The following is a 23,878-nucleotide window of genomic DNA, read 5'->3' as shown; positions in this document are numbered from 1 at the left end:
GTGTCCAACTGTAGAGGATGGACTGTGACGCGCGCTACTTCTGGGTGGGGTCGGGGCTCAGCGACGGCGGCCGAGGCAGCCGGCGGCCTTGGCCTGCTCGACCTCCTCGTCGGTCATCGGGGGGACAAGCAGTGGCCTGCGTGGCACCGAGTCGGTGCGAACGCCGTTGAGGGCGATGGCCATATACCGTTGCCACACTTCGGAATTCACCGGCCCGGCGAACTCGGCGAGCGAGTTGACCATGTGGATCAGCGCGAAGAAGTCCGTGGTGGCAACGTCGGAGTCGATCGCGCCCGCCTCGCGCGCGCGATCGATGATCGCGGTCACCGACGGGTGGATTCGGTCGCGTAGCTCGGCGAATCGGGCCGGATCTTCCTCGAGCTCGAACATCACCTCGCCGAAACCGCGGTTGGTCGCCAGGTGTTTGCACGCGCTCTCGAAGAATTCGACGAGCCCGAGCCAGGCGTCCGGGTTGCCGAGGGCTTCGTCGGCCGCGTCGGCGAAGTCTTTGACGTGCTGATCGAAGACCTCGGCAATGAGTTCCTTCTTGTTCGCGAAGCGCCGGTACACCGTGCCGACGCCGACGCCCGCGCGCTCGGCGACATCGTCGAGGGTGATCTCGAGACCGTGATCGGCGAATAGCTCACGGGCGGCCGCGACGATGCGTTGCTGGTTGCGCGCGGCGTCGGCGCGCAATCTGCGAGGTGGTGTGGCAGTCGTCGTGGCGTGATTCACAAGTACATCCTATCAATCCGGGGATTAAGTGGAGGTCGTTTCTCCGTTACTCTGGTAGCTTCGAATGAAGCGGAGGCGTTATCTCCGATTATGCCACCCAGCAACCGCCCGCAGCCTTCCAAGGGGAGTTATGACCACCACACTCGACACGGAGCCCAAGAGCTCCGCGGATACCGGGCGTCGCGGCTCGCACGCCCTGCGCTGGTGGGTGCTTGCCGTCCTCGGCATCGCCCAGCTGATGGTCGTGCTCGATGCGACGATCGTGAACATCGCCCTGCCCGCCGCCCAAGCCGACCTCGGCTTCGGCGACGGTGACCGCCAGTGGGTCATCACCGGCTACGCGCTGGCCTTCGGCAGCCTCCTGCTGCTCGGCGGCAGGCTCAGCGACCTGTTCGGTCGCCGCAACACCTTCATCGTCGGTCTGATCGGCTTCGCGGTGGCCTCGGCCGTCGGCGGCGCGGCCACCAGCTTCGAGATGCTCGTCGCGGCCCGCGTCGGCCAGGGTGTGTTCGGTGCGCTGCTCGCGCCCGCCGCGCTCTCGCTGCTCACGGTCACCTTCACCGAACCCAAGGAACGGGCGAAGGCCTTCGGCATCTTCGGCGCCGTTGCCGGTACCGGTGGCGCGATCGGTCTGCTCCTCGGTGGCGTGCTCACCGAGTGGGCGTCGTGGCGCTGGGCGATGTATGTGAACCTGATCTTCGCCGCCGTCGCGCTCGTCGGCGCCGTGCTGCTGCTCGCCAAGCACGTCGCGACCTCGCGGCCCAAGCTCGATTGGACCGGCACCGTCGCCGTCACCGTCGCGCTGTTCGCCATCGTCTACGGCTTCTCCCACGCCGAGTCCAACGGCTGGAGCGACCCGGCCACGCTGGCCTTCCTGATCGGTGGCGCCGTGCTGCTCGCGGCCTTCGTGTGGATCGAGACCAAGGTCGCTCACCCACTGCTGCCGCTGCGCATCGTCGCCGACCGCACCCGTGGCGCGGCGTACCTGACCGTGTTCATCATGGGCATCGGCATGTTCGCGATCTTCCTGTTCCTCACCTACTACATGCAGCTGACCCTGGCGTACACGCCGATCGTGACCGGCCTGGCGTTCCTGCCGATGGTGGCGGGCATGGTGGTCTCCTCGACCACCGCGCCGTCGCTGCTGCTGCCGAAGGTCGGCCCCAAGGTCGTCATCAGCGGCGGTTTCCTGGTCGCCGCGGTGGGCATGCTGTGGCTCACGCAGATCGGCCTCGACTCGGGTTATGTCACCCACATCCTGCCCGCGCTGGTGCTGCTCGGCCTCGGCCTCGGTGGTGCGATGTCCGTCGCCTTCCAGGGTTCGACGGCGGGCGTGCAGCACGAGGACGCCGGCGTCGCCTCGGCGATGGTCAACACCAGCCAGCAGGTCGGTGGTTCCATCGGCACCGCGCTGCTCAGCACCATCGCGGCCTCGGCGATGACCGACTACGTGTCGTCGCATCAGCCGGGCCCGCTCACCATGGCGCAGGCCGCGATCGAGAGCTACACCACCAGCTTCTGGTGGGCGACGGCCACTTTCGTGCTCGGTGCGATCGTGATCGGCGTGCTCATGCCGAACACGGTGCCCGCCCCGGCCGAAGGCGAGCCGGTGCTCGCGCACTGATCTGAAAACATCGCCAGACGATGGCCCGAACCGACAATCGGTTCGGGCCATCGTCGTTCGTTCGCGTGGTCTGCTGAAAGTTTGCCGCGGCCGCACCGCGCGCATCGGTGTCGGTAGGTCTCGATACCATGAGCAACGACCACCACACGGATCTGCCAACGGGAGGGGAACGCATGGCATCGCCGCCCGCGGCGCTCGATCCGGCCGTTCTCGCGGCGATCTCGGTGGGCGGCGGTCTCGGTGCTACCGCACGTTTCGGTATCGGTCACTGGTGGCCGGTGCCCGACGGCGGGTTCCCGTGGTCGACATTCACGGTGAATGTGCTCGGCTGCTTCGCGATCGGCGTCTTGATGGTCGTGGTCACCGAACTGTGGAACGCGCCGAAACTGCTGCGCCCGTTCCTGGGAATCGGTGTGCTGGGCGGCTTCACGACTTTCTCCACCTATAGCCTCGAGATTCGTAGACTCGTCAACACCGGCGCGACGGGCACGGCGGTGTCCTATCTCGGTCTGTCGGTGCTCGCGGCGCTCGGTGCCGTGGCCATCGCCATGATCGCGACCAGGTGGGTAGCGCGGAGGGGGACCGCATGAATTCGACGACGGAAGGGGGCGAGCCGATGGTCGAGATGTGGGCTCTCGCACGGGGAGGCGCGGCATGACGGTGGCGCTGGTGATGGCCGGTGGCATGCTCGGAGCGCCGGCCCGGTACCTGATCGACCGGCGGATGTCCGCGTGGTTTCCGACTGGGCTGCCATGGGGGACGCTAGCCGTTAACATTGTCGGTTCGGCGTTGCTCGGGGGTTTGATCGGCGCGAGTGCGGGCAGTGCGCTGCTGGCATTCGCGGCCACCGGCTTCTGTGGTGCGCTGACCACGTTCAGCACGTTCGGGTACGAGACGATCCGTCTGGTAACCGAGGGCGCCTACGTGTACGCCGTGGGCAATGTCGCGATCAGCGTCGCGGCGAGCCTGGCCGCGGTGTACGCCGCCGCGTCCCTGACCCAGTGGTTGTGCGCATGATCCTCATGACCAGCCGCGCGCAGCCGACACGGAAGGGAACACCCACCATGGCCCACGATCGCGCCGGACGGCCTGCCCGCCCGACCGACCTGGTGGACATCGCCCACCTGGTCACCGCGTACTACAGCCTCGTGCCCGATCCGGACGAGCCGAGCCAGCAGGTGGTGTTCGGCACCTCGGGTCACCGTGGGTCCAGCGAGGACAGCGCGTTCAACGAAGCCCACATCATGGCGATGACGCAGGCGATCGTCGAATACCGCGCCACCCGTGACATCACCGGCCCGGTCTACCTCGCGCGCGACACCCACGCCCTGTCCGAACCCGCGTGGACCACCGCCTTGGAGGTCCTGGCAGGCAACGACGTGACCGCGGTGATCGACGCCCGCGGCCGCTACACCCCGACGCCCGCGCTGAGTCATGCGGTGCTGAACCACAATCGCGGCGGCACCAAGCACCAGGCCGACGGCATCGTGGTCACCCCCTCGCACAACCCGCCGCGCGACGGCGGCTTCAAATACAACCCGCCGCACGGTGGTCCCGCCGACACCAAGGCCACCGACGCCATCGCCGCGCGCGCCAACGAGTTGCTGCGCGGCGGGCTCGCCGGGGTCAAACGGGTCTCGCTCGATCAGGCGATGAAATCCCATGTCGAACGCTACGACTACCTCGACCAGTACGTCTCCGACCTGCCGAACGCGTTGAACCTGGACGCGATTCGCGGCGCGGGCATCCGGATGGGCGCCGACCCGATGGGTGGCGCGAGCGTGGACTACTGGGAAGAGATCGGGCAGCGCTTCGATCTCGAGCTCGAGGTGGTCAACCCGTTCGTCGACCCCACCTGGCGTTTCATGACCCTCGACAGCGACGGCCAGATCCGGATGGACCCGTCCTCGCGGCACGCCATGGCCGCGCTGGTCGGCATCAAGGACGACTACGACATCTCCACCGGCAACGACGCCGACGCCGACCGGCACGGCATCGTCACCCCCGACGGTGGCCTGATGAATCCGAATCACTTCCTGGCTGTCGCGATCGAATACCTGGTCGCGAATCGGATGTGGTGGGACGCGCTCACCAAGATCGGCAAGACCGTGGTCACCTCGTCCATGGTCGACCGGGTGGTCGGCGTGCTCGGGCGGGATGTGTACGAGGTGCCGGTCGGGTTCAAGTGGTTCGTGCCCGGATTGTTCAGTGGCAGTTTGGCTTTCGGTGGCGAGGAGAGCGCGGGCGCGTCCTTCCTGCGGATGGACGGCACCGTGTGGACCACCGACAAGGACGGCATCCTGCTCGCCCTGCTCGCCGCCGAGATCGCCGCCGTCACCGGCCAGACCCCGTCGGCTCGCTATGGCGAACTCGAACGTCAGTACGGCAGCCCCGCCTACGCGCGCATCGACGCCGCCGCCACCAGCGAGCAGAAAGCCGAGCTCGCGCGCCTGACTCCCGACGCCGTCACCGGCACCGAGATCGCGGGCGAGGAGATCACCGGCATCCTCACCACCGCGCGCGGTAACGGCGCGCCGCTGGGCGGGCTGAAGGTGACCACCGAGAACGCCTGGTTCGCCGCGCGTCCCTCGGGCACCGAGGACAAATACAAGATCTACGCCGAATCGTTCCTCGGCCCCGAACATCTCACCCAGGTGCAGGCTGCGGCCGAGGAGATGGTGAACCAGGCGCTGGGCGAGTGAGCGCGCCGGCCAAAGTTCGGCTACCCGCCGAGATCTGGGTACTGATCGCGGCGGCCTTCGTGATCGCGCTGGGCTTCGGCCTCGTCGCACCGGTACTCCCGCAGTACGCGCGGGAGTTCGGGGTCGGCATCGCGGCGGCCTCGGCGATCGTGAGCGCGTTCGCGTTGATGCGGTTGCTGTTCGCGCCCGCCAGTGGGCGGCTCGTCCAGAAGCTGGGCGAGCGGCGGGTGTATCTGGCCGGCATCGTGATCGTCGCGGTGTCGACCGGGGCGTGCGCGCTGGCGCAGACGTATTGGCAACTGCTGGTGCTGCGTTCGCTCGGCGGCATCGGGTCGACGATGTTCACGGTGTCGTCGATGGCGCTGATCATCCGGGTGTCGCCGCCTGCGGCGCGCGGGCGGGTTTCGGGTGTCTACTCGACCAGCTTCCTGATCGGCTCATTGGTCGGGCCGCTGGTCGGCAGTAGTTTGGCCAGTTTCGGGCTGCGTGCGCCGTTCCTCATCTACATGGCCGCGCTGCTCATCGTGTGTGTGATCGTGTTCGCCGGGCTGCGTGAATCGCCGGTGCTCGCTCCGGAGAACGGTGCGAAGTCCATCGAATTCAGCTTCCGGCAAGGCTGGGCCGAACCCGCGTATCGGGCGGTGCTGCTGTCGAGTTTCGCCGGTGGCATCGCGGTGTTCGGTGTGCGAATGGCGTTCGTGCCGTTGCTGGTCGTGGAGACGCTGCATCAGGAAGTCGGCATGGCGGGCGTCGCGCTGACGGTGTTCGCCGCTGGCAACGCGGCGGTGCTGTTCCTGTCGGGCAGGCTCTCGGACAAGTTCGGCCGAAAACCGTTCCTGATCGCCGGGTCGGTGATCTGCGCGCTCGGCACCGGTGCACTCGGCTTCGCACCGAATATCGCGTGGTTCCTGGTCGCGTCGTTCATCGCGGGGCTGGGGTCGGGGATGTTCAGCCCCGTGCAGCAGGCGGCGCTGGCCGATGTGATCGGTTCGCGGGCTCGCGGTGGTCCGGTGCTTGCCGCGTTCCAGATGTCGGCCGATCTGGGCACCGTGCTCGGCCCGATCGTCATCGGCTGGCTGGCGGAGCGCACCTCGTTCGGGGTGGGCATGGCGGTCACCGGTTCGATCCTCGCGGTGTCGGCCGCGGTCTGGCTGGTGACTCCCGAGCCCTCGCGGATCATTCATCCCGAAGACCCCGAGCACCCCGATCACGCGGGTGACGGCATCGACCCGCAGTGCACCTGCGACGGCAGTCCCGATGGCGTGCCGGTGGTGCGCGACGGGATGGTTCCCGCCGGTCGATCCAGCGACTACCAGAAGCCGCACTAGCTGGTCAGTGCACTTTCGGCGTGCCCGAGCGGCACGCCGCCGGTGACTCGAGGCAGAGTGGACGGGTGAGCACAGCCGGTTCTTCGCACAATCCGCGCCCCGTTTCCAGCAACACCACCTACGCGCTGGCCGCGGTGGCGGTCGTCGTGATCGGGTTTCTGGTCTTCGCGGCGTTCAAGTGGAACAAGCAAGCACCAACCGAGGTCCGCAACGACGGCTACGGCGCCGTGCGCGAGGCCGCCGTACAGGTCACGACCACGCCCGAGGGTGTCATCCGGCTCGGTCGCCCCGATGCCGCGAAGACCATCGAGATCTTCGAAGACCCGATCTGCCCCGCGTGCGGCGTGATGGAAACGACCTTCGGTCAGGAGCTCGCCCAGAAAATCGACGAGGGCAAGCTCGCGGTGAACTACCACCTCGTGGCGTTCCTCGACGCCCAGTCCAAGAGCAACGACTACTCCACCCGCGCGGTCGCCGCGAATCTCTGTGTCGCCCAAGCCGGTTCCGGTGCGACCTACAGCAAGTTCCACGAGGCCCTGTTCACGAAGAAGCAGCCAGAGGAAGGCGGCCCGGATCTGAGCAACCCCGCCCTCGCCACCCTCGCCACCGAATCCGGCGCCCCCGAGCCGGTCGCCGCGTGCATCAACAACAGCGCCGAGAACGAGGCCGCGAAGACGGCCGCCGCGAAGAATCTCGCCGACCTCGACGCCCGAACCGGCGACAAGGCCGCCACCCCCGCCATCTACGACGGCACCACCAAGATCGACTGGCTCGACGAGAACTGGGTAGTGAACCTGGCCCCCTGAGCCCCCGCGTGAGGTTCGGCACATTCTACCCCTGACCACCCGATCCGTCCCACCCGAACCCCCACCCGAAACCTCACGTTTCCCCCATCTACCAGCCGATTTGTTCTCCCCGAGAACCATGGTGTAACTTCATTCAGGCAGCAGCGAGAGCCACTGCAACAACTGAACACGGGGCTATGGCGCAGCTGGTAGCGCACCACACTGGCAGTGTGGGGGTCAGGGGTTCGAGTCCCCTTAGCTCCACCCAAACAACAAAGGTCCGGCTTTCGAGCCGGACCTTTGTTGTTTCTGCGCTATCTGATCGTGCGCCTCGACTGGTCCGGTCGCCGCTACCGAGCCCACACCGTCCACCGCCGAGTCCTCAGCGCCACGCTGGCGCGAGAGACTCTGGGGCCGGATGTCCCGTGATCACCCTGCGTTGCAGGTTGGCGTTGGGGCGACGCCGGTCCAGCGGTCGAGGGTCCATTGCACGAGCTGGGGTGTGAGGGGTGAATCGGGCGCGACGAGGCTCATATGACTGAGGCCGGGGAAGGTGCGGTAGTCGATCGGTTCGCCCGCTGCGCAGCGGGCGTCGATCCAATTCTGTTGCAGCGCGGGCTTGACCAGCGGGTCGGCGAGACCTTGCGCGACAAGTACCGGGGCTGGAAATGGGCCGGTGGGAGTCTGGCGCTTCAGCAGGGTGCCGAACTCGCCGTCGAGAAGGCTGTCCGGGAAGACCTGGTTCGGGATCTGCGAGCCGCGCAGGATCGCGGGGAGGGCGTCTTTGCCGTTGAAGCACAGGTTTCTGATCTTCTCGACGCCGTGTTTCGAACCTGGTGTCAGGTGCTCGGTGAGCTGGAGTTCGGGGTAGAGGAGATTCCATGTGTTCGCGATGTAGGCGGAGATGGTCTTGCCGCCGACCTCGGATTTGTCTGCCTCCGCGAGACCGTAGAGATCAGCGGCGGGGGCGAAAGCGGCGACGCCCTTGATGGTGAACTCGGGGGCGTAGCTCTTAGCGACCTGACCCGTCCACAGCGCCGCTTGGCCGCCCTGCGAATGTCCCCAGACGACGGTGTCGGTGGTCGTCGAGATCTCGTCGAACTGCTGTGCCGCGCGAGAAGCATCAAGCACGTTGCGTGCCTCGGCCTCCCCGACGAGGTACGGGTGGGTGCCCTGGGTTCCTAGCCCGATGTAGTCCGAGGTCACCGCGACCCAGCCGTGTTCGGTCACCAACTGCCGGAGCGCGGTACCGGCGCCGTCGTCGAACGGCGCGGCAGCCAGCGACGGCGCGCACTTCGGCGCGATCCCGGTGGTGCCGTGGGCGACGGTCAGCAGAGGATACGGATCGGCCGACGGGTTCGCGGGAGCGAGGATCGTGCCGCTCGACACGGCGGCGGTGCCGTCGGGATGCGTTGTCGTATAGAGGATTCGCCACCCCCGCGCACCATCGGGAACGCCTTCGTCGAGCGGTTCTGAGCGCAGCAGCCGACCTGGTTCGTCCGGCACGTTCGCGGGCGCTGTGTAGAACGGGCCGGGCTCGGGCAGCGGCACGCCCGACAGAATCCGAACACTGCCGTAGGCGAGCAGGACCGCGATCGCGAGTGCCGAAGCGGCAGCGACCGTTCGGACCCAGTGAGGGTTGACGTCGTCGTGCCGGTTCGCCCGTCCTCGGAGCCCGAGCAGTGTGGTGAACAGCAACTGCAATCCGAAGAAGACGAACCACGCGGCGACCCCGAACCGGAATAACACGAGGGTGAGGACCGGCCAGGAGAAGGCGACCACGCCGACAGTGATGCTCGCGATCGCGGTGAGCGCCGCGGTGATACGCCGGTCGACACCGCCCCGACGAGCCCCATCGTCGCGCACCGCCTGCCACACCGCGAGGACTCCATGAACGATGAGCGCCGCCCCGATGAGAAACGCGAGCCCCGGCGCCCCTGCACTCGGCCACACGGCCATCGCCACACCCAGCACGACGAGCACGCCGCCGAGTACCCGCGCGTGCAGTGGAACGCGTCCGGGCGCCGCGTGCGGAATCAACGCCGCCGCCACCCCCACGAGAACGAAGCCGGCACCGGTAACGAGCGCGACCATCTGCACCCGCATCGGAGCGAGAACCAGCAGTGCACCCACAGCGACGGCCGCGATCCCGATCGCACTGCGAAGCGGAGTCGACAACTCGTGCACCCGCCTGCGCAACGTTGCCCCGTCGCCGTGCTCAGCCTGTTCGTTCAACGAATCGTCGCTCAACTCAGCCCCTTTGCCGCGGTTCAGCCAACACCCCGACACCTGATCGTCCGCCGTGAAGCGCATCGAGGAGATCGAAGAATATCGCCTGAACAGGTCGAACAAGCGCTGCCGAGCGGTGCACCGTGGTGCGTCATGCCGAACTGGCTGAAGTGGGGTGATGTCGTGTCATACCCGGATCGCGTACACGCCGAACCCGCCGTACACATATGCCCTCTTGTCGGCGATCGCGATCGAACTGCATGCCGCGGCGGGGTCGCGTTGCCATTGGCCTTCGTCTACAGCAGTACCGATCTTGCATTCCCATCGGAGTGTGCCGGTGGCCGCGTCGAATGCGTGGACTCGAGATTCCCACACTGCGAATACGGTTCCGTCGGCCGCGAAAGGCGCCCCCATATGCCCCGCGCCACTGACTTTCGACCATCGCTTCCTGCCGGTCCTGCGGTCGAGCGATTCCAGCGGTGTGCTCGGCGCCGTGCCGCCACCATATTCTTCCGGTGTGCCGCCGAGGACGACCGCATCCCCGTCTGGGACGGCGTATCGACCGCGGTCGGCGCGGAATTCGCCGCGTGTGCCCAGAGCCCACAGCGGTTCGCCGGAGGCAAGATCGAAGACCTGGATCTGGGGCTGCCGCAACTTGGAGACCACCACGGTGTCGGCGGCGATGGCGGGCCGGTCGACAGGGTCGTAGGCACTCACCTCACCCACGGTGGCCCGCCACCGGATCGCGCCACTGACGGAATCCAGGACGAAAAGCGAATCGCCCTGGACGGCTGCGACAACACCGTTGCCCGCGGTGAAGTACATCCGGCCGGGGCCTCCGGTGTCAGCCGGGGTCGTCCAGCGTGGGGTACCGCTCTCGGCATCGAGTGCCACAATGTTGAAGCCAGAACTCGGACCCGTTCCGGCATAGACGTAGGGCGGGTCGTTTGTTGCGGACAGGTCGTTGCCACTGAGGGCTCCGGTCGCCCATCGCCGCGCTCCGGTGGTCGCGTCGAACCCGATCAACGAGCGCTCGCCGTTGACGACCACGGTGTCGTTCGAGATGACCAGGACCCGCGAATGGTCGGCGAGCTTGCTGCCGATCTCGACACTCCACCGCACTGCGCCGGTTGCCGCGTCAAGCGCGTGCAGCCGGTCGTCCTGACCGCAGAGGAAGACGCGTCCGTTGGCGACGACAGGTGGCGATCCGTCGCTGTCGGTGTTGGGACGGATCTTGGCTTGCCAAAGGATTTGGCCGGGGAGTGGTTCGGGCTCGGCCTTCGGCGTTTCCTCGTCGCGCGTCACCAGCGCTACCGCGGCACAGCCACCGCCGACGAGGGCGCCGGTGCCGAGCAAGCCCGCGCCGAGCCCGATCAGCCCCTTGGTGAGCATGGTTCTGCGGCCCAGCGACGTGGGCCCCGAACTCGGGCTGGGCGAGTTCGGTAGGTTACCCACAACCTCGGTGGTCGGTACTGCGGGCGGTTCGAACGACGGGGCCGGTGCCCGCCCGCCCAGCGATGTGGCTTCGAGCTGTCGGAGTATCTGTGTAGTCGTGAGCCGGGCACCGGGATGTGCCGCGAGGCAGCCCGCGATGACGAAGCGGAGTCTGGTGTCGGGTATGCCGGTGAGGTCCAGTGGCTGGGTGGCCACGCGATGCAGGAGCGTCGCGGCGTTGGCGTCGCCGAAGGGAGGACGCCCCATCAGTGCGTAGGAAAGCACAGCGCCCATGGCGAACACATCGGCGGCGGGTCCGCCCGGTTCCCCGGTGAGCTGTTCCGGCGACGTGAACGCCGACGGTGCGAAATGGGGCCTGGGAAGACCGAAATCGATTACCCGAGAGCCGGTTTCGGTGATGATCACCGACTGCGGGGTGATGGCGCCGTGCGCCAGACCCGCGCCGTGGATGGCGGTCAAGGCGTGCGCGATACCGATACCGATTTTCTCGACGGCCGGTAGTGGCAGCGGCCCGTGTTCGGTCACCAGCTCGCGCAGCGAAGGGCCGGTGACGTATTCGGTTGCTATCCACGGCTGCGGAGCTTGCGGGTCCGCGTCCAGGACCGTCGGTGTGAAGTCGCTGTGCACGGCTCGCGCGGCCGCGAAAACCTGTGCAAGCTCGCTTCGGTCGCTGATATCGGTTCCGCGGTCCGAGTGCACGGTCTGGACGACAACATTGTCTGCGCCAGGGGCACAACCCAAATAGGTATCGCCGCGTGCGTCCGAACCGAGCAGGCCGATCAGCACGTACGGACCGATCGTCGACGGAGCGGAAGCCCGCAACGGCAGCGTTCGCGGGCCGGACTGCCTGGCCGGTCCGACCAGGGATGCGTCAACCGCGGCACCGGTCGGCAGCGAAGTCGGCGGCTGTGGTCTTTCCGTATCCGGTTGCTGAGCCGCCCGAGCTTGCTGCCGGCGTTGCACCTGGATGATCACTGCGCCCAGGCAGAACGCCGCGACCGCGACCACACCTGCCCGGATCAATTCCACTGCTATCAGCCCGAATCCGCCCACCGGGGCGTGCCCATAGATGACGTAATCACCGGCTCGTTCCGTCCGCACCGCCGGGAGGCCCAAAATCAACGCGACGAACCCGAGCACCCACCCGAGCAGCAGAAACAACCACCACGCGGTTACCCATCCGCTGGCGCGACGGCCGCGCAGGTCCAGCGCGTCCGGCGGTGTGTGCGGGTCACTCGCGCGCCACACGTCGGACATGATCGTGTGCGGGAACCACACATTGACCACCGGGCAGAACCAGCCGCCGATCACCCATGCCATGGAACGCCGATGGCGTGCGGCGCACAGTGCTTCGGCATTGCGGCGCGCCCGCCACAACCACGTGATGACGGTCACTCCTGCACCGAGTTGCAGGATGGCCGAGATGATTCCGGCCCAGGTGTATGACTGCCACTCCGTGCGTGTCCCTGTCGGCTGTCTCCAGCTTCGTTCGAAGTCCGCCAGCAGTATCCAGTCGGCGATCGCACTGACGAACATCATGATCACAACCGCGGCGGCCAGGGCGATCGCCCATACCCCCAGCATCCCGATCGGACGTATCTGCTTATCGTCACGCACGATTGCCTGGTCCCACCCCATCGCCATGTTCCGATCCCTTCAGCCCAGCGTGCCACGCCGGGCCGGTGACAATATCGGATTACGTTGCCGCAGCGTCGTATCGAGTCAACCACGCCCTCGCCCATGCAACCAGATCGAGGAGACACATGGGCACCCTTGCAACGCCTCGTCGAGCAATTGGCCGGACCAGAGGGCATTCCGCGCGAAAGGATGCGCACGCAGCTGGCGAACTTCGCCACCAAGGTTCTGGCCTCCGACTCGCAACAGGGATAGTCGAGGACCGGGATGTCGGGTGTCGGAGTGGGGTGATCTGCAACCCGTTCACCCGGCCGTAGTGTGCGTACGCCATGCTTGTGCCGTGGTTATCGCGTCTGATGTCGTTCCCGTGCGTGGCAGTGAGTACTCGGTCCTGTTGCGTCGTATCCGGGCGGCGGACCTGCTCGACCGGCAGGTGGGGTATTACGGGTGGAAGAGCGCGCTGACCGCGGGGGCCTTCGTTGCTGGTTGGGCGGCGTTTTTCGCCCTCGGTGACTCGTGGTGGACGCTGCTGGTCGCGGTGTTCCTGGCCGCGGTGTTCTCACAGATCGCGTTCCTCGGACACGATGCGGGGCACAAGCAGATCTTCGCCGGTCGCAAGGCCAACTATCTGTACGGCTTGATCGCGGGCAACCTCATGATCGGGCTGAGCATCGGCTGGTGGACCAGCAACCACAACCGCCACCACGCCCATCCCAATACCGAGGGCATGGACCCGGACGCGATGGGGGTGCTCGCGTTCTCCGGCGAGCGCGCGAAGGCCGGAAAGGGCTGGCGCCGATTCATTTTCCGCTACCAGGCGTGGCTGTTCTTCCCGCTGCTGCTGCTGGAGGGCGGTAGCCTGCACTGGAAGAGCATCGTCGCGGTGTTCCGCTGGCCGATTCCGAACCGCATCTGGGAGGGCGCGCTGCTCGCCGCCCACTTCATCGGCATCCTGTCCGCGGCGTTCCTGGTGCTGTCGCCGGGTAAAGCGTTGGTGTTCATCGCGATTCAGCAGGGCCTGTTCGGTCTGTACATGGGCTCCACCTTCGCTCCGAACCACAAGGGCATGGAAGTTCTGCCCGACGGCGACAACACCGACTTCCTGCGCCGCCAGGTGCTCACCTCCCGCAATGTGCGCGGCAGTTTTCTCGTCGACACCGCGATGGGCGGGCTGAACTACCAGATCGAGCACCACCTGTTCCCGTCCATGCCGCGCGCCAACCTGCGTCACGCGCAGCCGATGGTCGCCCAGTTCTGCGCCGAGATCGATGTTCCCTATTGCGAGACCGGTTTGTTCGAGTCCTACCGTCAGGCGATGGCCAGTTTGAACGAAGTCGGCCGCCAGGTGCAGACCACCTCGTAGGGCCTACTCGCCGACCGCCTCGAGATAGGCGGCGGTGAGTTCCGCGAGCACCCCATCGGCGGGAAGTGGCGCGCCGCGCAGATGGGTGGCTCGCAGTTCATCCATGAATCGATCCCACATCGGCGGCCCGCCCGCGGCCAGTAACTCAGCGCGCACGGTCAGCTCCGGCGACGTGTGCAACCATCGCGCGCCCCACGCACCCAGCGCGGCCAGCACCGGAACGAGCTGAATCGCGGCCTCGGTGAGGTGATATTCGACTTTCTGACGATGGCTCGGGTCGTCGTCGCGGGTGAGCAGGCCGGCGGCGACGAGTTTGGTGAGTCTCGCGGCCAGGATGTTGGACGCGATGCCCTCGATGGATCCGGTGAGCAGCTCCCGGAAGTGCGTGTGACCGCCGAACATGATGTCGCGCAGGATGATCAGGCTCCAGCGGTCACCGAGCAGCTCCACCGTCAGATTGATCGGGCAACCCGACTTGCCCGGCGGCACGGGCAACTTTTCCAGAGCAACTGGTTGCGACATAGGATCAGTTTAGGATACGTTCGTCACTGCTTGCACATTGCAATCAGAAAGGGCACCTCGATGGCTCAGATGGTCCGCGTTCAGAACTTCAGCATTTCCAGCGACGGTTACGGTGCGGGGGAGGGGCAGAGTCTCGACCGCCCGTTCGGTCACGCCAATCCGGGTGACCTCGTTTCCTGGGCGGGTGCCACCGCGCACTGGCCCAACCGCACCGATCCCGGGGGCAGTTACGGCCTCGATGACTACATCACCCGCGACTGGGCCGTCAACATCGGCGCGGAAATCATGGGCCGCAACAAGTTCGGCCCACAGCGCGGCCCGTGGGAGAACTACGACTGGCAGGGATGGTGGGGCGACAACCCGCCGTTCCACACCCCGGTCTTCGTCCTCACCCACCATGAGCGCCCGTCGTTCACCTTGGCCGACACCACTTTCCACTTCATCGACGCCACCCCGAAGGACGCACTCGCCCAAGCCTTCGAGGCTGCCGACGGCAAGGATGTCCGAATCGGTGGCGGCGTCGCGACGGTCCGCGAGTTCCTCGCCGCCGACCTCATCGACGCGATGCACATCGCCGTCGCGCCGGTGGAAATCGGTGCGGGCGAACGATTCTGGGATAGCCCCGACGAATACACCGACCGCTTCCACCTCGAGCAGATCCCCAGCCCCAGCGGAGTGGTACACCACTTCTTCTGGCGTCGATAAGCAATCGCGTGACCTGCGCAGCGGCGATAATAGTGTGGTGCCAACAGATCGCGTGCTGCTCGACAACCCGACGCTGGAACAGTCCTCGGTAGTCGCGAACAACGCGATGAACCGTGGCCGAGGACTGTCCGGTGTGAACAGTTACACCCGAGAACTCGGATTCGATCCGTACGAGTTACTCGCGCAACGCCTTCGCACCGATCCGACGGCCGACATCACCTGGATCGATGTCTGCTGCGGTTCGGGCCGGGCGCTGCTCGAGGCCGAAGCACGATTCGAGCAGGAATTCCCGGACGCCGACCTCACCATCATCGGCATAGACCTCGTCGACTTCTTCCTCGGCAGTCCACGCACCCCCCGCCTGCGCCTACTCGCCACCTCGGCGACAGCATGGTCTCCACCCCGCAAAGCTGACCTCGTCACCTGCGTGCACGGACTGCACTACATCGGCGACAAACTCGCTCTCATCGAGGCGATGACGAGCTGGCTCGCGCCGAAGGCCCGATTCGCCGCCGACTTCGACCCCGCCGAAATCCGTCGCTCCAACGGCTTCCCGGCAACCAGCACCATCGTCGATACACTCCGAGCGGCCGGCTTGACCTACGACGTCCGCCGGCGCCAGGTCCACGGCCACGGCCGACCCGACTTCGCGGCCATCTACCTCGGTGCAGACACCACCGCGGGCCCTGGCTACACCGGCCAACCCTCGGTTGTCTCCTACTACGACTGGTGAATTCGCATCGAAATCCAGTGTCGCTCAACCCCGGTACGCACAGCGACGAGATGCCTGCGGCCCAGCGGGAAGATCCGCAGACCGCACAGGACCGAGCTGATCGGGTAGGCCTGCTCGGTCCACGGCGCGCCTGCCTTAATTCAGCGAAGCGCGACCTCTGCTCCGCCCGAGAACACGGAGTCGTGTGGGAACGGCGGCTCTGTGGCTTGGGTAGTCAGAGGCGAGGGTCGGTCGGGACGGATTCCATCGCCAGGATGGCGAAAACCAGCTCGTGGATCCGCCACAGCGGCTCGCCGGCCGCGACGGCGTCCAGGGCGGCCAGGCCGAGGGTGTGTTCGCGCAGGGCCAGGGTGCGTTTGCGGCTGAGGGTGCGGTCGCGGAGGCGGGTGAGGTGTTCCGGGGTGGTGTAGTCGGGGCCGTAGATGATGCGCAGGTATTCGCGGCCTCGGCATTTGATGCCTGGTTGGGCGAGTTTGCCCTTGGCACGGTGGGTGAGGCCGGCGTAGGGCTTGATGACCATGCCTTCGCCGCCTGCCGCGGTCAGCTCGAGCCACCAGGTGGTGGCTTCGGCTTCGGTGGCGGGGTCGGCGAGGTCGACGATGCGGCGGCCGGTGGGGCGGAAGGTTACCGGGTCGGCGGCTACCAGGCGGTCGCTGATGTCGAGGTGCCAGCTGTGGTCGCGGTCGGTGTAGGTGGCGCCTTCGGAGGCCAGGAGGGCGAAGGGGGCGATCTGGACGCCGTCGAGACCTGTTGTCGGCCAGCAGTATTGACGGTAGGCAGTGGTGAAGTCGGCCGCGTTCCCGGAGCGGGTGGCGGTGCGGTCGCGCAGTTCGCCGAGGTCGAGTCCACGGGCCAGTCCGGCGTCGAGTGCTGCGACAGCGGACGGAAGGGCGGACCGCGCGGCGGCGCCGGCGGCCGCGTATTGGGTGCGGATCAGGCCGACGGCCTTGGCCGACCAGGGGAGCAGCTCGCAGTCCAGGAGCAGCCAGTCCGAATCGAGTTCGTCGAAAAGTGGTGCGGCTGCGGCACGTACGCGATCCAGGAGGGTCTCGGTCAGGGTCGCATCGTTGAAGAACGAACGGCCGGTGCGGGTGTAGATGGCACCGGAACAGCCCACGCCGAACCGAGCCTCGGCCTGATCACGGCACACGAGCACCACGGCCCGCGACCCCATGTGCTTCTCCTCGCACACCACCTTGTCCACACCCGCCGCGCGATAGTCGGCGAACGCCTCCGTGGGGTATTCGAGATAGCCCTCGACCGTTGACGTCGACGGCGGCGACATGGTCGGCGGCAACCACAGCAGCAGCCGAGGATCGATCGCGAACCGGCTCATCACTTCCAGCGCGGCAGCTGAGTTCTCGGCATCGACGATCACCGTGCCGTAGTCGGTGCGCAGGTGCCTGCGCCCGGTGACATCGGCGAGGTCGAGAGTCTCGTTGTCGCGGGCGGATTCGGCATCGGCGAGCGGTTTGATCGGCTCGTAGTACACCTCGGCGGCCGCGACCGCGACGAAGGTCTTCTCCGGATACCGCATCGCCGTCAATTCGCCACCGAACACCGCGCCGGTGTCGAGGCAGACGGTGTTGTTGATCCACTCCACCTTCGGCGTCGGCACGTGCCCGTAGACGACCGTGGCCGCACCGCGGTAGTCTCGTGCCCAGGGATAGCGCACCGGCAAGCCGTATTCGTCTGTCTCTCCAGTGGATTCGCCGTAGAGGCAGAAGTCGCGAACGCGCCCGGATGCGCGACCGTGGTACGCCTCCTTCAGTCCGGCGTGCGCGACCACCAGCCGCCCACCGTCCAATCGCAGGTGGCTCACCAGATCATGGATCCACTGCGCCGCCGCGGCGACGAATTCCGGTGTCTCGCCTTCCAATTGCTCGAGCGTCTCGGCCAGCCCGTGCGACACCGTGACGTTCTTGCCCCGCAATTTCTTGAGCAGTTTCTGCTCGTGATTACCCGGCACGCACAGCGCGTTACCGCTCGCGGTCATCCCCATCACCAACCGCAGCACACCCGGCGAATCCGGCCCACGGTCGACGAGGTCGCCGACGAACACCGCCTGACGCCCCTCCGGATGGGTGGCATCCACCGGACGGCCTGCCTCGTCGCGAACCAGCGACCAGCCGAGTTCGCCCAGCAGCGTTTCCAATTCGGCTCGGCAGCCGTGCACATCGCCGATGATGTCGAACGGCCCGGTGAGTTCGCGCCGGTCGTTCCAGGCCTTCTCGTAGGTGATGGTCACCTCGGAGGGATCGCTGACGACGTGCACCTTGCGGAAACCCTCTCGACCCAGTTCCCGCAGTGATCGCCGCAGGTCCTGGCTCTGCCGCCGAAGGACATTGCGTCCGAACGAGCGATCGGCGCGGCCCTGAGTGCGTTCCCACGCAACAGCTTCGGGTGTATCGATCACGATCGCGACCGGCAGCACGTCGAAAGACCTTGCCAGTGCGACTAATTCGGCGCGCGCGTGCTTCTGCACATTGGTGGCGTCGATGACGACCCGTCGTCCGGCGCGCAGCCGGATCCCGGCGACGTGACCGAGTGCGTCGAAGGCGTCCTTCGTGGCGGACTGGTCGTTCTCGTCGTCGGCCACCAAGCCGCGGAAGAAGTCCGAGGACAGTACTTCGGTGGGCTTGAAGTGCTCGCGGGCGAAGGTGGATTTGCCGGAGCCGGAGATACCGATCAGGGCGATGAGCGACAGTTCGGGGAGGTCGATGTTCATTTACGCGGCCTTCCGGAAAAGCGCGAGCTGGGTGGGGGATCCGGTCTGCGGGTCGTGGTCGCCGACCGGGCGGATGGTGACGGTGTAGCCGAACGTCTCGGCCACACGGGTGGACCAGGCGGCGAATTCCGCACGGGTCCACTCGAATCGGTGATCGTCGTGGCGGTGTCCGTCGAGGGTTTCGTAGTGCACGTTGTATTCCACGTTCGGCGTCGTCACGATCACCGCGCCGGGTGCGGCATGGCCGAAGACCGCGCGTTCGAGTGCGGGCAACCGGGACTCGTCGACGTGTTCGATCACCTCCATGAGCACCGCCGCGTCGAAGCCTCGCAGCCGGTTGTCGTGGTAGGTCAGCGCGGATTGGATCAGCGTGATCCTGGCTCGCTGCCGGTCCGACATCCGATCGAACTTCAAGCGGCGCTCCGCCATCGAGAGTGCGGCGCTCGAGACATCGGCGCCGACGATCTCGGTGAACCGGGCCTCGCCTTGCAGCATGAGAAGCAAAGCGCCTGGGCCACAGCCGAGATCGAGCACCCGCGATGCGCCGGTCTCGATGAGTGCGGCGAGCACCGCTTCCTTGCGGAGCTTCACCAGCGGCGTGCGGCGCTCGGCGGCTTCGACGCGTTCGACTGCGTCTCCGGGGATTTCGGCATCCTCGACCACCTCGTCCACCGACCGCAGCCGTTCCAGCGCGGACAGCGTGAGTGTCCGTCGCCCGGCCAGATATCGTCGCGCGATCAGCTCACGGTCAGGATGTGTGCCGAGCCAGCCCTCGCCCGCCCGCAACAGCTTGTCGACCTCGTCGGCGTCCACCCAATAGTGCTTGGCGTCATCGAGCACCGGCAGCAGCACGTAGAGGTGGTTGAGCGCCTCGGCCAGCCGCAGTGTCCCGGTCAGCCGCAGGTGGGTGTAGGGGGAGGAACCCCAGTCCGGAAATTCGGGATCGAGCGGTTCCGACGTCGTCGATACCGTCCAGCCCAGCGGCGCGAACAGCCTTTCGACGATCTGCGTCCCACCTCGGCACGGCACGGCGGGCACGTCGATCTCCAATGGAATCGGCGTCTGCGCCAACTCCGCTCGATCCCGGCTCGTCCCGTTCAGCGCCGACCGGAAGACCTTGCCCATCGCCACCGACAGCAGGCTCGACGCCACATACGGCCGGTCGTTCACGTAGCGGCCGAGCGCGGATCCGTTGTGCCCCTTGCTCGGCCGTGCCAGCTCCACCGGGTCGACTTCCAGCAGCAACGCGACGGTGCAGCGGTCGGCGTCGGCCTGGGGGTAGAAGACGTGTGCCGTGCCGCCGGTGGTCGTGAACGACTGCACGCGGTCGGGATGTTTGACCAGGAGGTATCCGAGGTCTGTCGCCGGCGTGTGAGTCGTGGAGATCGTCAAGAGCACTTGCTGATCCTGTCACGCCCCGCCAGCGATTTTCGCCTTGTGCCGATTCAGATGAAGTCGAACAACGGTGGGATGGCGACGATCACGGCCGCTGCCCAGACGCCGTAGACGGGGAGGTAGTCGGTCTGCCAGCGTTCGAGCGCGGCGAAGGTCTTGGTGCCGCGCACGAATCCGACACCGAGGTAGCCCGACCACACCAGGTTCACCAGCAGGACCACATTCAGGCCGAGCGCGACCACCTTGTTCGGTGTGGAGCCGAATTCGGCGATGCGGTTGAGCATGGCGGCCAGCATGATCACGTCGACGGCCAGCGCGGTGACCACCAGGAGCACTTGCAGGCGGTCGAAGAAGCCGGGTGGGGTCAGCGGGTCGCGGGCCGAGATGGTGTACAGGATCAGGCCGAGAACCAGGACGAGGACCAGGTCCATCAGAATCAGCATTTCGCGGTCGATCGTCGTCAGGCTGCGGGTGGACGCGAGTCCGGCGAGCAGCGCGAGCAGCATCACGATCGTGAGCGGAGTGAAGACCCGGGTCAGCACCGGCGCGATGTTCTCCACGACGTTCTGCTTCGCCTCGACCAGCCAGGCGGCGACGATGACGGCCCCCGCGGCGCCGAAGGGCAGCACCCAGTACTCGATCACCGGCTCGATGTCGAGATCCAGCATCTCGAACGCCCCGACTGTCAGTCCGATCAGCACGCCGCCGCCGAGGGCCAGCAACGTCAGATAGACGAACCATTCCCCGGTGAACCGGATGAAGTCCATCCGCCGCCGTCCGGATCGCCAGTCGCCGCCGGTGTAGGCGAGGCCGACCACCAGCCACAGCAGAATCGGCGCGTGGATCGCGGCGATGATCTCGGTGGCGCCTTCGAGCTCGAACGGATACAGATTCAGAACCAGCGCGGTGAGCGCGAACGGTACGGCCAGAATCGCGGCCACCCGCCCGGAAACCTGCCGTTTCCACGCGAAATAGCCTGCGAGGAAGGGGAATACGAGCAGGCTGATATTGCGGCCGGGGGCGGAACCGTCCAGCCAGGTGAAGCCCGCTTTCACCGCGAGCCCGGCCATGACGGCGAGTGCGAGCACCACCATCAGCTCACGATTGCCCGGGCCGGTCTCGGACTCCTCCGGTACCAGAACCAGTTGCTTCCAGAGTCTTTCGGAGTGCTCGCGCGCGAATTCGCGTGAGATCGCGTCCATGCTGCCCATGCGTTTGACCGCGACGAGAAACGCCTCGTCGCCGGACAGTCCCGCTGCCTCCAGTGTCGAGATCCGCTCGCGCAGATGGTCTTCCATCTCGTCCACATCGGCAACCGAGATCGCACGATGACGCTGGACGTAGCCGCGCCACTGGTCGATGAGAACCTGCAACTCCATCACGCCCATCCCTTCGCCACCGGCTGGGTGGTGCTGCGCCAGACCTGGTCCAGTGCCTCGGCGACCACGCTCCACTGGGCTTGTCGTTCGGCGAGGGCGGCCCGGCCCGAATCGGTGATGAGGTAGTGCTTGCGGCGGCGCCCGCCCTCGGACACCCGCCAGGTCGAGGACACGTGCCCCAGTCGCTCCAAGCGGTGCAGCAGGGGATACAGCATCCCGTCGGTCCACTGCATCCGTCCGTGCGAGAGCTTGCCGACCTGCTCGAGGATGGCATAGCCGTACGACTCACCTTCGGCCAGAATCCCCAGCACCAGCGGTGTCGCCGAGGCCGCCACCAGGTCTTTGTCTATGCGCATCGCACTCCTATACCTAGAACATCTAGGGTATAACCTAGCAGATCTAGGTATCAGGGTGTGGATGTCGCCACCTAGGGTTAGGAATTCGTTCAACCGCCTAACGGCCGTCCTCGGGGCCCCGATGAAGTCAGCACATACGCGCTACCGCGCGTAGGGGACACGGAATCGAGGAACCATGAAGAACGCAGTTCGAATGAGCGCGCTGATCGCCGTCGCCGCGGGGCTGGTCGCAGGCTGCACCGGTGAGAATGGTTCGGGGACAACCACGTCGACCTCGCAGGCGACGGCCGCCTCGTCGACGACCCGCGCACCCGCGCCGGGCACCCAGGCTCCGGGAGCGAGCGCGCCGCAGGAGACGGCGCCACCTCAGCCCGGTGCCACCATCGCGCCGGAGCCCGAAACACCGCCGGTCACACAGGCTCCCACGGTTGTCCCGGTTCCGGACACGACCGCTCCCGGCAACGACATCAGTGGGCCGGATCGCTGCGTCGACACCTCCTCCACCGGCGTGCAGAACGCCCTCGCGAGCCTCACCGGAAGCTGGGTCGCGGGGCAGGCATCCGCCGATCAGCCGGGCAACTGCGGTGAGCTGCTGTGGGTGCGCGCCATCGGCGGCAACTCGGCGGGCGCACCGATTCACGTGCTGTTCTTCCATAACGGAAAATACTTGGGCACAGGTACTTCCGAGCCCTACGCCTTCACCACCGTCGTCGGCTCCAGCAGCACCGCCGTCACCGTCGAATACCGATGGCTGGCCGGCGACGAACCCTTCGCCGCACCCCAGGGCGGACCCGCGACGATCACCTACTCGTGGACCGGATCCACTGTCGTGATGAGCGGCCCGCTCCCGTCGCAAGTCACCCAGCCTCAGCGCTGATCTCGGCGCCGAGAACTGCCGCGCCGCCCAATATGATTGGGCGGCAGGGTCGTTGTGGGCAGCCCGTCGCTCGCAGAGGCGCGGGTCAGCGCTCGGGGTGCAGCACCAGCACCGTGATCTCACTGGGTGCGAACACCCGTAGCTGCGGACCCCAGAAACCGGTGCCGCGGCTGGTGTAGAGCTGGGTGTTGTTCGCGTGGCGGCTCAGGCCCGCGACGACCGGCTGGTCGAGCCGGACGAGGTAGTGGAACGGCCAGATCTGCCCGCCGTGGGTGTGACCGGAGATCTGCAACGCGACGCCCGCCGCGGCGCTGTCGGCGATCTGCTTCGGCTGATGGGCCAGCAGGACCACCGGCAGCGCGGGGTCGGCGCCCGCGAGCGCGGCGGGCAGATCGGGGCCGTGACCGGGCAGTCCGACGCCGGTCGGGTCGTCGATGCCGGCGATGACGAGCCGGTCGCCGTCGCGGGTGAGGACGCTGTGCTGGTTGTGCAGCGGCTGCCAGCCGAGCGAGGCCATGTAGTCGATCCAGCCCTGGGCGTCACCGAAGTACTCGTGGTTGCCGGTGATGTAGAAGCGGCCGAGTGGCGCGTCGATCTTGCCGAGCGGATCGACCTGCGTCTGACGTTTCGCGACCGAACCGTCGGCGAGATCACCAGCGTGACAAGCGATATCGGGCCGCTGCGCGTTCACCACCTCGACCACCCGCTCCGACCATCGGCGACGGTTCAGCGCCGCGTAGTGGGTATCGGTGACGACCACGACACGCAACCCGTCCAGACCCTCGGCCAGCCCGCGGATCGCGACATCGACGGTGCGCACCCGCGGCACCCGACGCGCTTCGTACACACCCCACCCGACCAGGATCGCCGACGTGACCAGCACCCCGGCCGCCACGAGCCGTGCACTGTCGACCCCGGCGACCGCCAGCGCACCCCGTGCGAACAGCCCGATCACCGACCAGGAGAACACCACCCACGCGACGCCGAGCAGGGTGTCGCCGACGATCACCGCCGGGTCGGACTGCGCGGGCCCGTGCCCACGGAACATCGTCACCGGCAGGCACACGAGGGCGGCCGCGCAGATCGCTGTTCCGATCCAGAACAGCGGTCCGTCTCCGCCGGTCGGCGCCCAGACCAACGTCCACCACGGCACTCCGAAGAGCAGGGCGAGGACCAGCGACAACATCATCAGGCGTACGGCGATCTTCACGGCAGTCCCGTTCTGGGCAGGGCGGCCGGGCGTGGCCACGAATCGACCTCCCAGCCTAGCGTCCGTGTCGGGTCGGCCGCCGCCGAGAATCCGCAGTTCCGGGTAGGCGCGCGAAGC

At 66.9% G+C, this 23,878-nt stretch carries 19 protein-coding genes and 1 tRNA gene; 11 read left to right on the top strand and 9 right to left on the bottom strand.

Annotated elements, in window-relative coordinates; genetic code table 11:
- Positions 1-57 precede the first annotated feature (57 nt).
- A complete protein-coding gene (locus ACWZHB_RS21235; RefSeq protein ID WP_427903592.1) occupies positions 58-735 on the bottom strand; it encodes a TetR/AcrR family transcriptional regulator in 678 nt (225 codons plus the stop codon).
- Positions 736-865: 130 nt separating this feature from the next.
- Here ACWZHB_RS21235 and ACWZHB_RS21230 point away from each other — a divergent pair, with 130 nt between their 5' ends.
- The 7 genes from ACWZHB_RS21230 (at position 866) to ACWZHB_RS21200 (ending at position 7,438) form a co-directional block, all read left to right on the top strand.
- On the top strand, positions 866-2,359 hold the full coding sequence (locus tag ACWZHB_RS21230) for an MFS transporter (protein ID WP_427903591.1): 1,494 nt from the start codon (positions 866-868) through the stop codon (positions 2,357-2,359).
- A 173-nt stretch (positions 2,360-2,532) separates the two neighbouring features.
- The gene (gene crcB / locus ACWZHB_RS21225) at positions 2,533-2,949 is read left to right on the top strand and encodes a fluoride efflux transporter CrcB (RefSeq protein WP_427903590.1); all 417 of its coding nucleotides are present in this window, start codon (positions 2,533-2,535) and stop codon (positions 2,947-2,949) included.
- Between the two features lie 64 nt (positions 2,950-3,013).
- Positions 3,014-3,376 carry a fluoride efflux transporter CrcB gene (gene crcB, locus ACWZHB_RS21220; protein ID WP_427903589.1) on the top strand — a complete coding sequence of 121 codons (363 nt, stop codon included), beginning with the start codon at positions 3,014-3,016 and terminating at the stop codon, positions 3,374-3,376.
- Between the two features lie 47 nt (positions 3,377-3,423).
- On the top strand, positions 3,424-5,061 hold the full coding sequence (pgm, locus tag ACWZHB_RS21215) for a phosphoglucomutase (alpha-D-glucose-1,6-bisphosphate-dependent) (protein ID WP_427903588.1): 1,638 nt from the start codon (positions 3,424-3,426) through the stop codon (positions 5,059-5,061).
- Positions 5,058-6,389, top strand: coding sequence for an MFS transporter (locus ACWZHB_RS21210; RefSeq protein WP_427903587.1), 1,332 nt, complete (start codon positions 5,058-5,060; stop codon positions 6,387-6,389). Before pgm ends, ACWZHB_RS21210 begins: the two co-directional genes overlap by 4 nt.
- Before the next feature lie 65 nt (positions 6,390-6,454).
- Positions 6,455-7,195: a DsbA family protein gene (locus tag ACWZHB_RS21205; RefSeq protein WP_427903586.1), complete on the top strand. Its 741-nt coding sequence runs from the start codon at positions 6,455-6,457 to the stop codon at positions 7,193-7,195.
- Between the two features lie 170 nt (positions 7,196-7,365).
- Positions 7,366-7,438 (top strand) — tRNA-Ala (locus tag ACWZHB_RS21200).
- A 165-nt stretch (positions 7,439-7,603) separates the two neighbouring features.
- Here ACWZHB_RS21200 and ACWZHB_RS21195 read toward each other — a convergent pair.
- Positions 7,604-9,424, bottom strand: a complete 1,821-nt coding sequence (locus tag ACWZHB_RS21195; protein WP_427903585.1) for a lipase family protein — start codon at positions 9,422-9,424, stop codon at positions 7,604-7,606.
- A 165-nt stretch (positions 9,425-9,589) separates the two neighbouring features.
- The gene (locus ACWZHB_RS21190) at positions 9,590-12,475 is read right to left on the bottom strand and encodes an outer membrane protein assembly factor BamB family protein (RefSeq protein WP_427903584.1); all 2,886 of its coding nucleotides are present in this window, start codon (positions 12,473-12,475) and stop codon (positions 9,590-9,592) included.
- Between the two features lie 358 nt (positions 12,476-12,833).
- On the opposite strand from ACWZHB_RS21190, the gene ACWZHB_RS21185 reads away from it, so the two are divergent.
- Entirely contained in the window at positions 12,834-13,856 is a 1,023-nt protein-coding gene (locus ACWZHB_RS21185; RefSeq protein WP_427903583.1) for a fatty acid desaturase family protein, read from the top strand.
- A 3-nt stretch (positions 13,857-13,859) separates the two neighbouring features.
- Here ACWZHB_RS21185 and ACWZHB_RS21180 read toward each other — a convergent pair whose 3' ends face one another.
- Positions 13,860-14,378 carry a winged helix-turn-helix transcriptional regulator gene (locus ACWZHB_RS21180; protein WP_427903582.1) on the bottom strand — a complete coding sequence of 173 codons (519 nt, stop codon included), beginning with the start codon at positions 14,376-14,378 and terminating at the stop codon, positions 13,860-13,862.
- Positions 14,379-14,438: 60 nt separating this feature from the next.
- Here ACWZHB_RS21180 and ACWZHB_RS21175 point away from each other — a divergent pair, with 60 nt between their 5' ends.
- Both ACWZHB_RS21175 and ACWZHB_RS21170 read left to right on the top strand, forming a co-directional pair.
- The gene (locus ACWZHB_RS21175; RefSeq protein WP_427903581.1) at positions 14,439-15,083 is read left to right on the top strand and encodes a dihydrofolate reductase family protein; all 645 of its coding nucleotides are present in this window, start codon (positions 14,439-14,441) and stop codon (positions 15,081-15,083) included.
- A gap of 37 nt (positions 15,084-15,120) precedes the next feature.
- Positions 15,121-15,816 carry a class I SAM-dependent methyltransferase gene (locus tag ACWZHB_RS21170; protein ID WP_427903580.1) on the top strand — a complete coding sequence of 232 codons (696 nt, stop codon included), beginning with the start codon at positions 15,121-15,123 and terminating at the stop codon, positions 15,814-15,816.
- Between the two features lie 214 nt (positions 15,817-16,030).
- Here the strand turns inward: ACWZHB_RS21170 and ACWZHB_RS21165 are convergent, their stop codons facing one another.
- The 4 genes from ACWZHB_RS21165 to ACWZHB_RS21150 are packed head-to-tail and all read right to left on the bottom strand — an operon-like array spanning position 16,031 to position 21,674.
- Positions 16,031-18,544: a polynucleotide kinase-phosphatase gene (locus ACWZHB_RS21165; protein ID WP_427903579.1), complete on the bottom strand. Its 2,514-nt coding sequence runs from the start codon at positions 18,542-18,544 to the stop codon at positions 16,031-16,033.
- The gene (locus ACWZHB_RS21160) at positions 18,545-19,942 is read right to left on the bottom strand and encodes a 3' terminal RNA ribose 2'-O-methyltransferase Hen1 (protein ID WP_427903578.1); all 1,398 of its coding nucleotides are present in this window, start codon (positions 19,940-19,942) and stop codon (positions 18,545-18,547) included.
- A 47-nt stretch (positions 19,943-19,989) separates the two neighbouring features.
- Positions 19,990-21,327, bottom strand: coding sequence for a permease prefix domain 1-containing protein (locus ACWZHB_RS21155; protein WP_427903577.1), 1,338 nt, complete (start codon positions 21,325-21,327; stop codon positions 19,990-19,992).
- A complete protein-coding gene (locus ACWZHB_RS21150; protein WP_427903576.1) occupies positions 21,318-21,674 on the bottom strand; it encodes a PadR family transcriptional regulator in 357 nt (118 codons plus the stop codon). The genes ACWZHB_RS21155 and ACWZHB_RS21150 overlap by 10 nt, the downstream gene beginning before the upstream one ends.
- A 175-nt stretch (positions 21,675-21,849) precedes the next feature.
- Here ACWZHB_RS21150 and ACWZHB_RS21145 point away from each other — a divergent pair, with 175 nt between their 5' ends.
- Complete coding sequence (locus ACWZHB_RS21145; RefSeq protein ID WP_427903575.1) at positions 21,850-22,551, top strand: LppP/LprE family lipoprotein; 702 nt, start codon at positions 21,850-21,852, stop codon at positions 22,549-22,551.
- Between the two features lie 85 nt (positions 22,552-22,636).
- Here ACWZHB_RS21145 and ACWZHB_RS21140 read toward each other — a convergent pair whose 3' ends face one another.
- The gene (locus ACWZHB_RS21140) at positions 22,637-23,737 is read right to left on the bottom strand and encodes a metallophosphoesterase (protein WP_427909244.1); all 1,101 of its coding nucleotides are present in this window, start codon (positions 23,735-23,737) and stop codon (positions 22,637-22,639) included.
- Between the last annotated feature and the right edge of the window lie 141 nt (positions 23,738-23,878).

This window comes from Nocardia sp. FBN12 (genome assembly GCF_054031145.1).
The sequence above is the reverse complement of the archived record's forward strand: the minus strand, read 5'-3'. Positions and strand labels throughout refer to the sequence as shown.

Excerpts from the sequence above, each read along its gene's own strand:
- ACWZHB_RS21145 (WP_427903575.1), top strand. The coding sequence starts at position 21,850 with ATGAAGAACGCAGTTCGAATGAGCGCGCTGATCGCCGTCGCCGCGGGG.
- ACWZHB_RS21230 (WP_427903591.1), top strand. The coding sequence starts at position 866 with ATGACCACCACACTCGACACGGAGCCCAAGAGCTCCGCGGATACCGGG.
- crcB (WP_427903590.1), top strand. The coding sequence starts at position 2,533 with ATGGCATCGCCGCCCGCGGCGCTCGATCCGGCCGTTCTCGCGGCGATC.
- crcB (WP_427903589.1), top strand. The coding sequence starts at position 3,014 with ATGACGGTGGCGCTGGTGATGGCCGGTGGCATGCTCGGAGCGCCGGCC.
- ACWZHB_RS21140 (WP_427909244.1), bottom strand. The coding sequence starts at position 23,737 with ATGTTGTCGCTGGTCCTCGCCCTGCTCTTCGGAGTGCCGTGGTGGACG.
- ACWZHB_RS21165 (WP_427903579.1), bottom strand. The coding sequence starts at position 18,544 with ATGAACATCGACCTCCCCGAACTGTCGCTCATCGCCCTGATCGGTATC.
- ACWZHB_RS21150 (WP_427903576.1), bottom strand. The coding sequence starts at position 21,674 with ATGCGCATAGACAAAGACCTGGTGGCGGCCTCGGCGACACCGCTGGTG.
- ACWZHB_RS21155 (WP_427903577.1), bottom strand. The coding sequence starts at position 21,327 with ATGGGCGTGATGGAGTTGCAGGTTCTCATCGACCAGTGGCGCGGCTAC.
- ACWZHB_RS21180 (WP_427903582.1), bottom strand. The coding sequence starts at position 14,378 with ATGTCGCAACCAGTTGCTCTGGAAAAGTTGCCCGTGCCGCCGGGCAAG.
- pgm (WP_427903588.1), top strand. The coding sequence starts at position 3,424 with ATGGCCCACGATCGCGCCGGACGGCCTGCCCGCCCGACCGACCTGGTG.
- ACWZHB_RS21175 (WP_427903581.1), top strand. The coding sequence starts at position 14,439 with ATGGCTCAGATGGTCCGCGTTCAGAACTTCAGCATTTCCAGCGACGGT.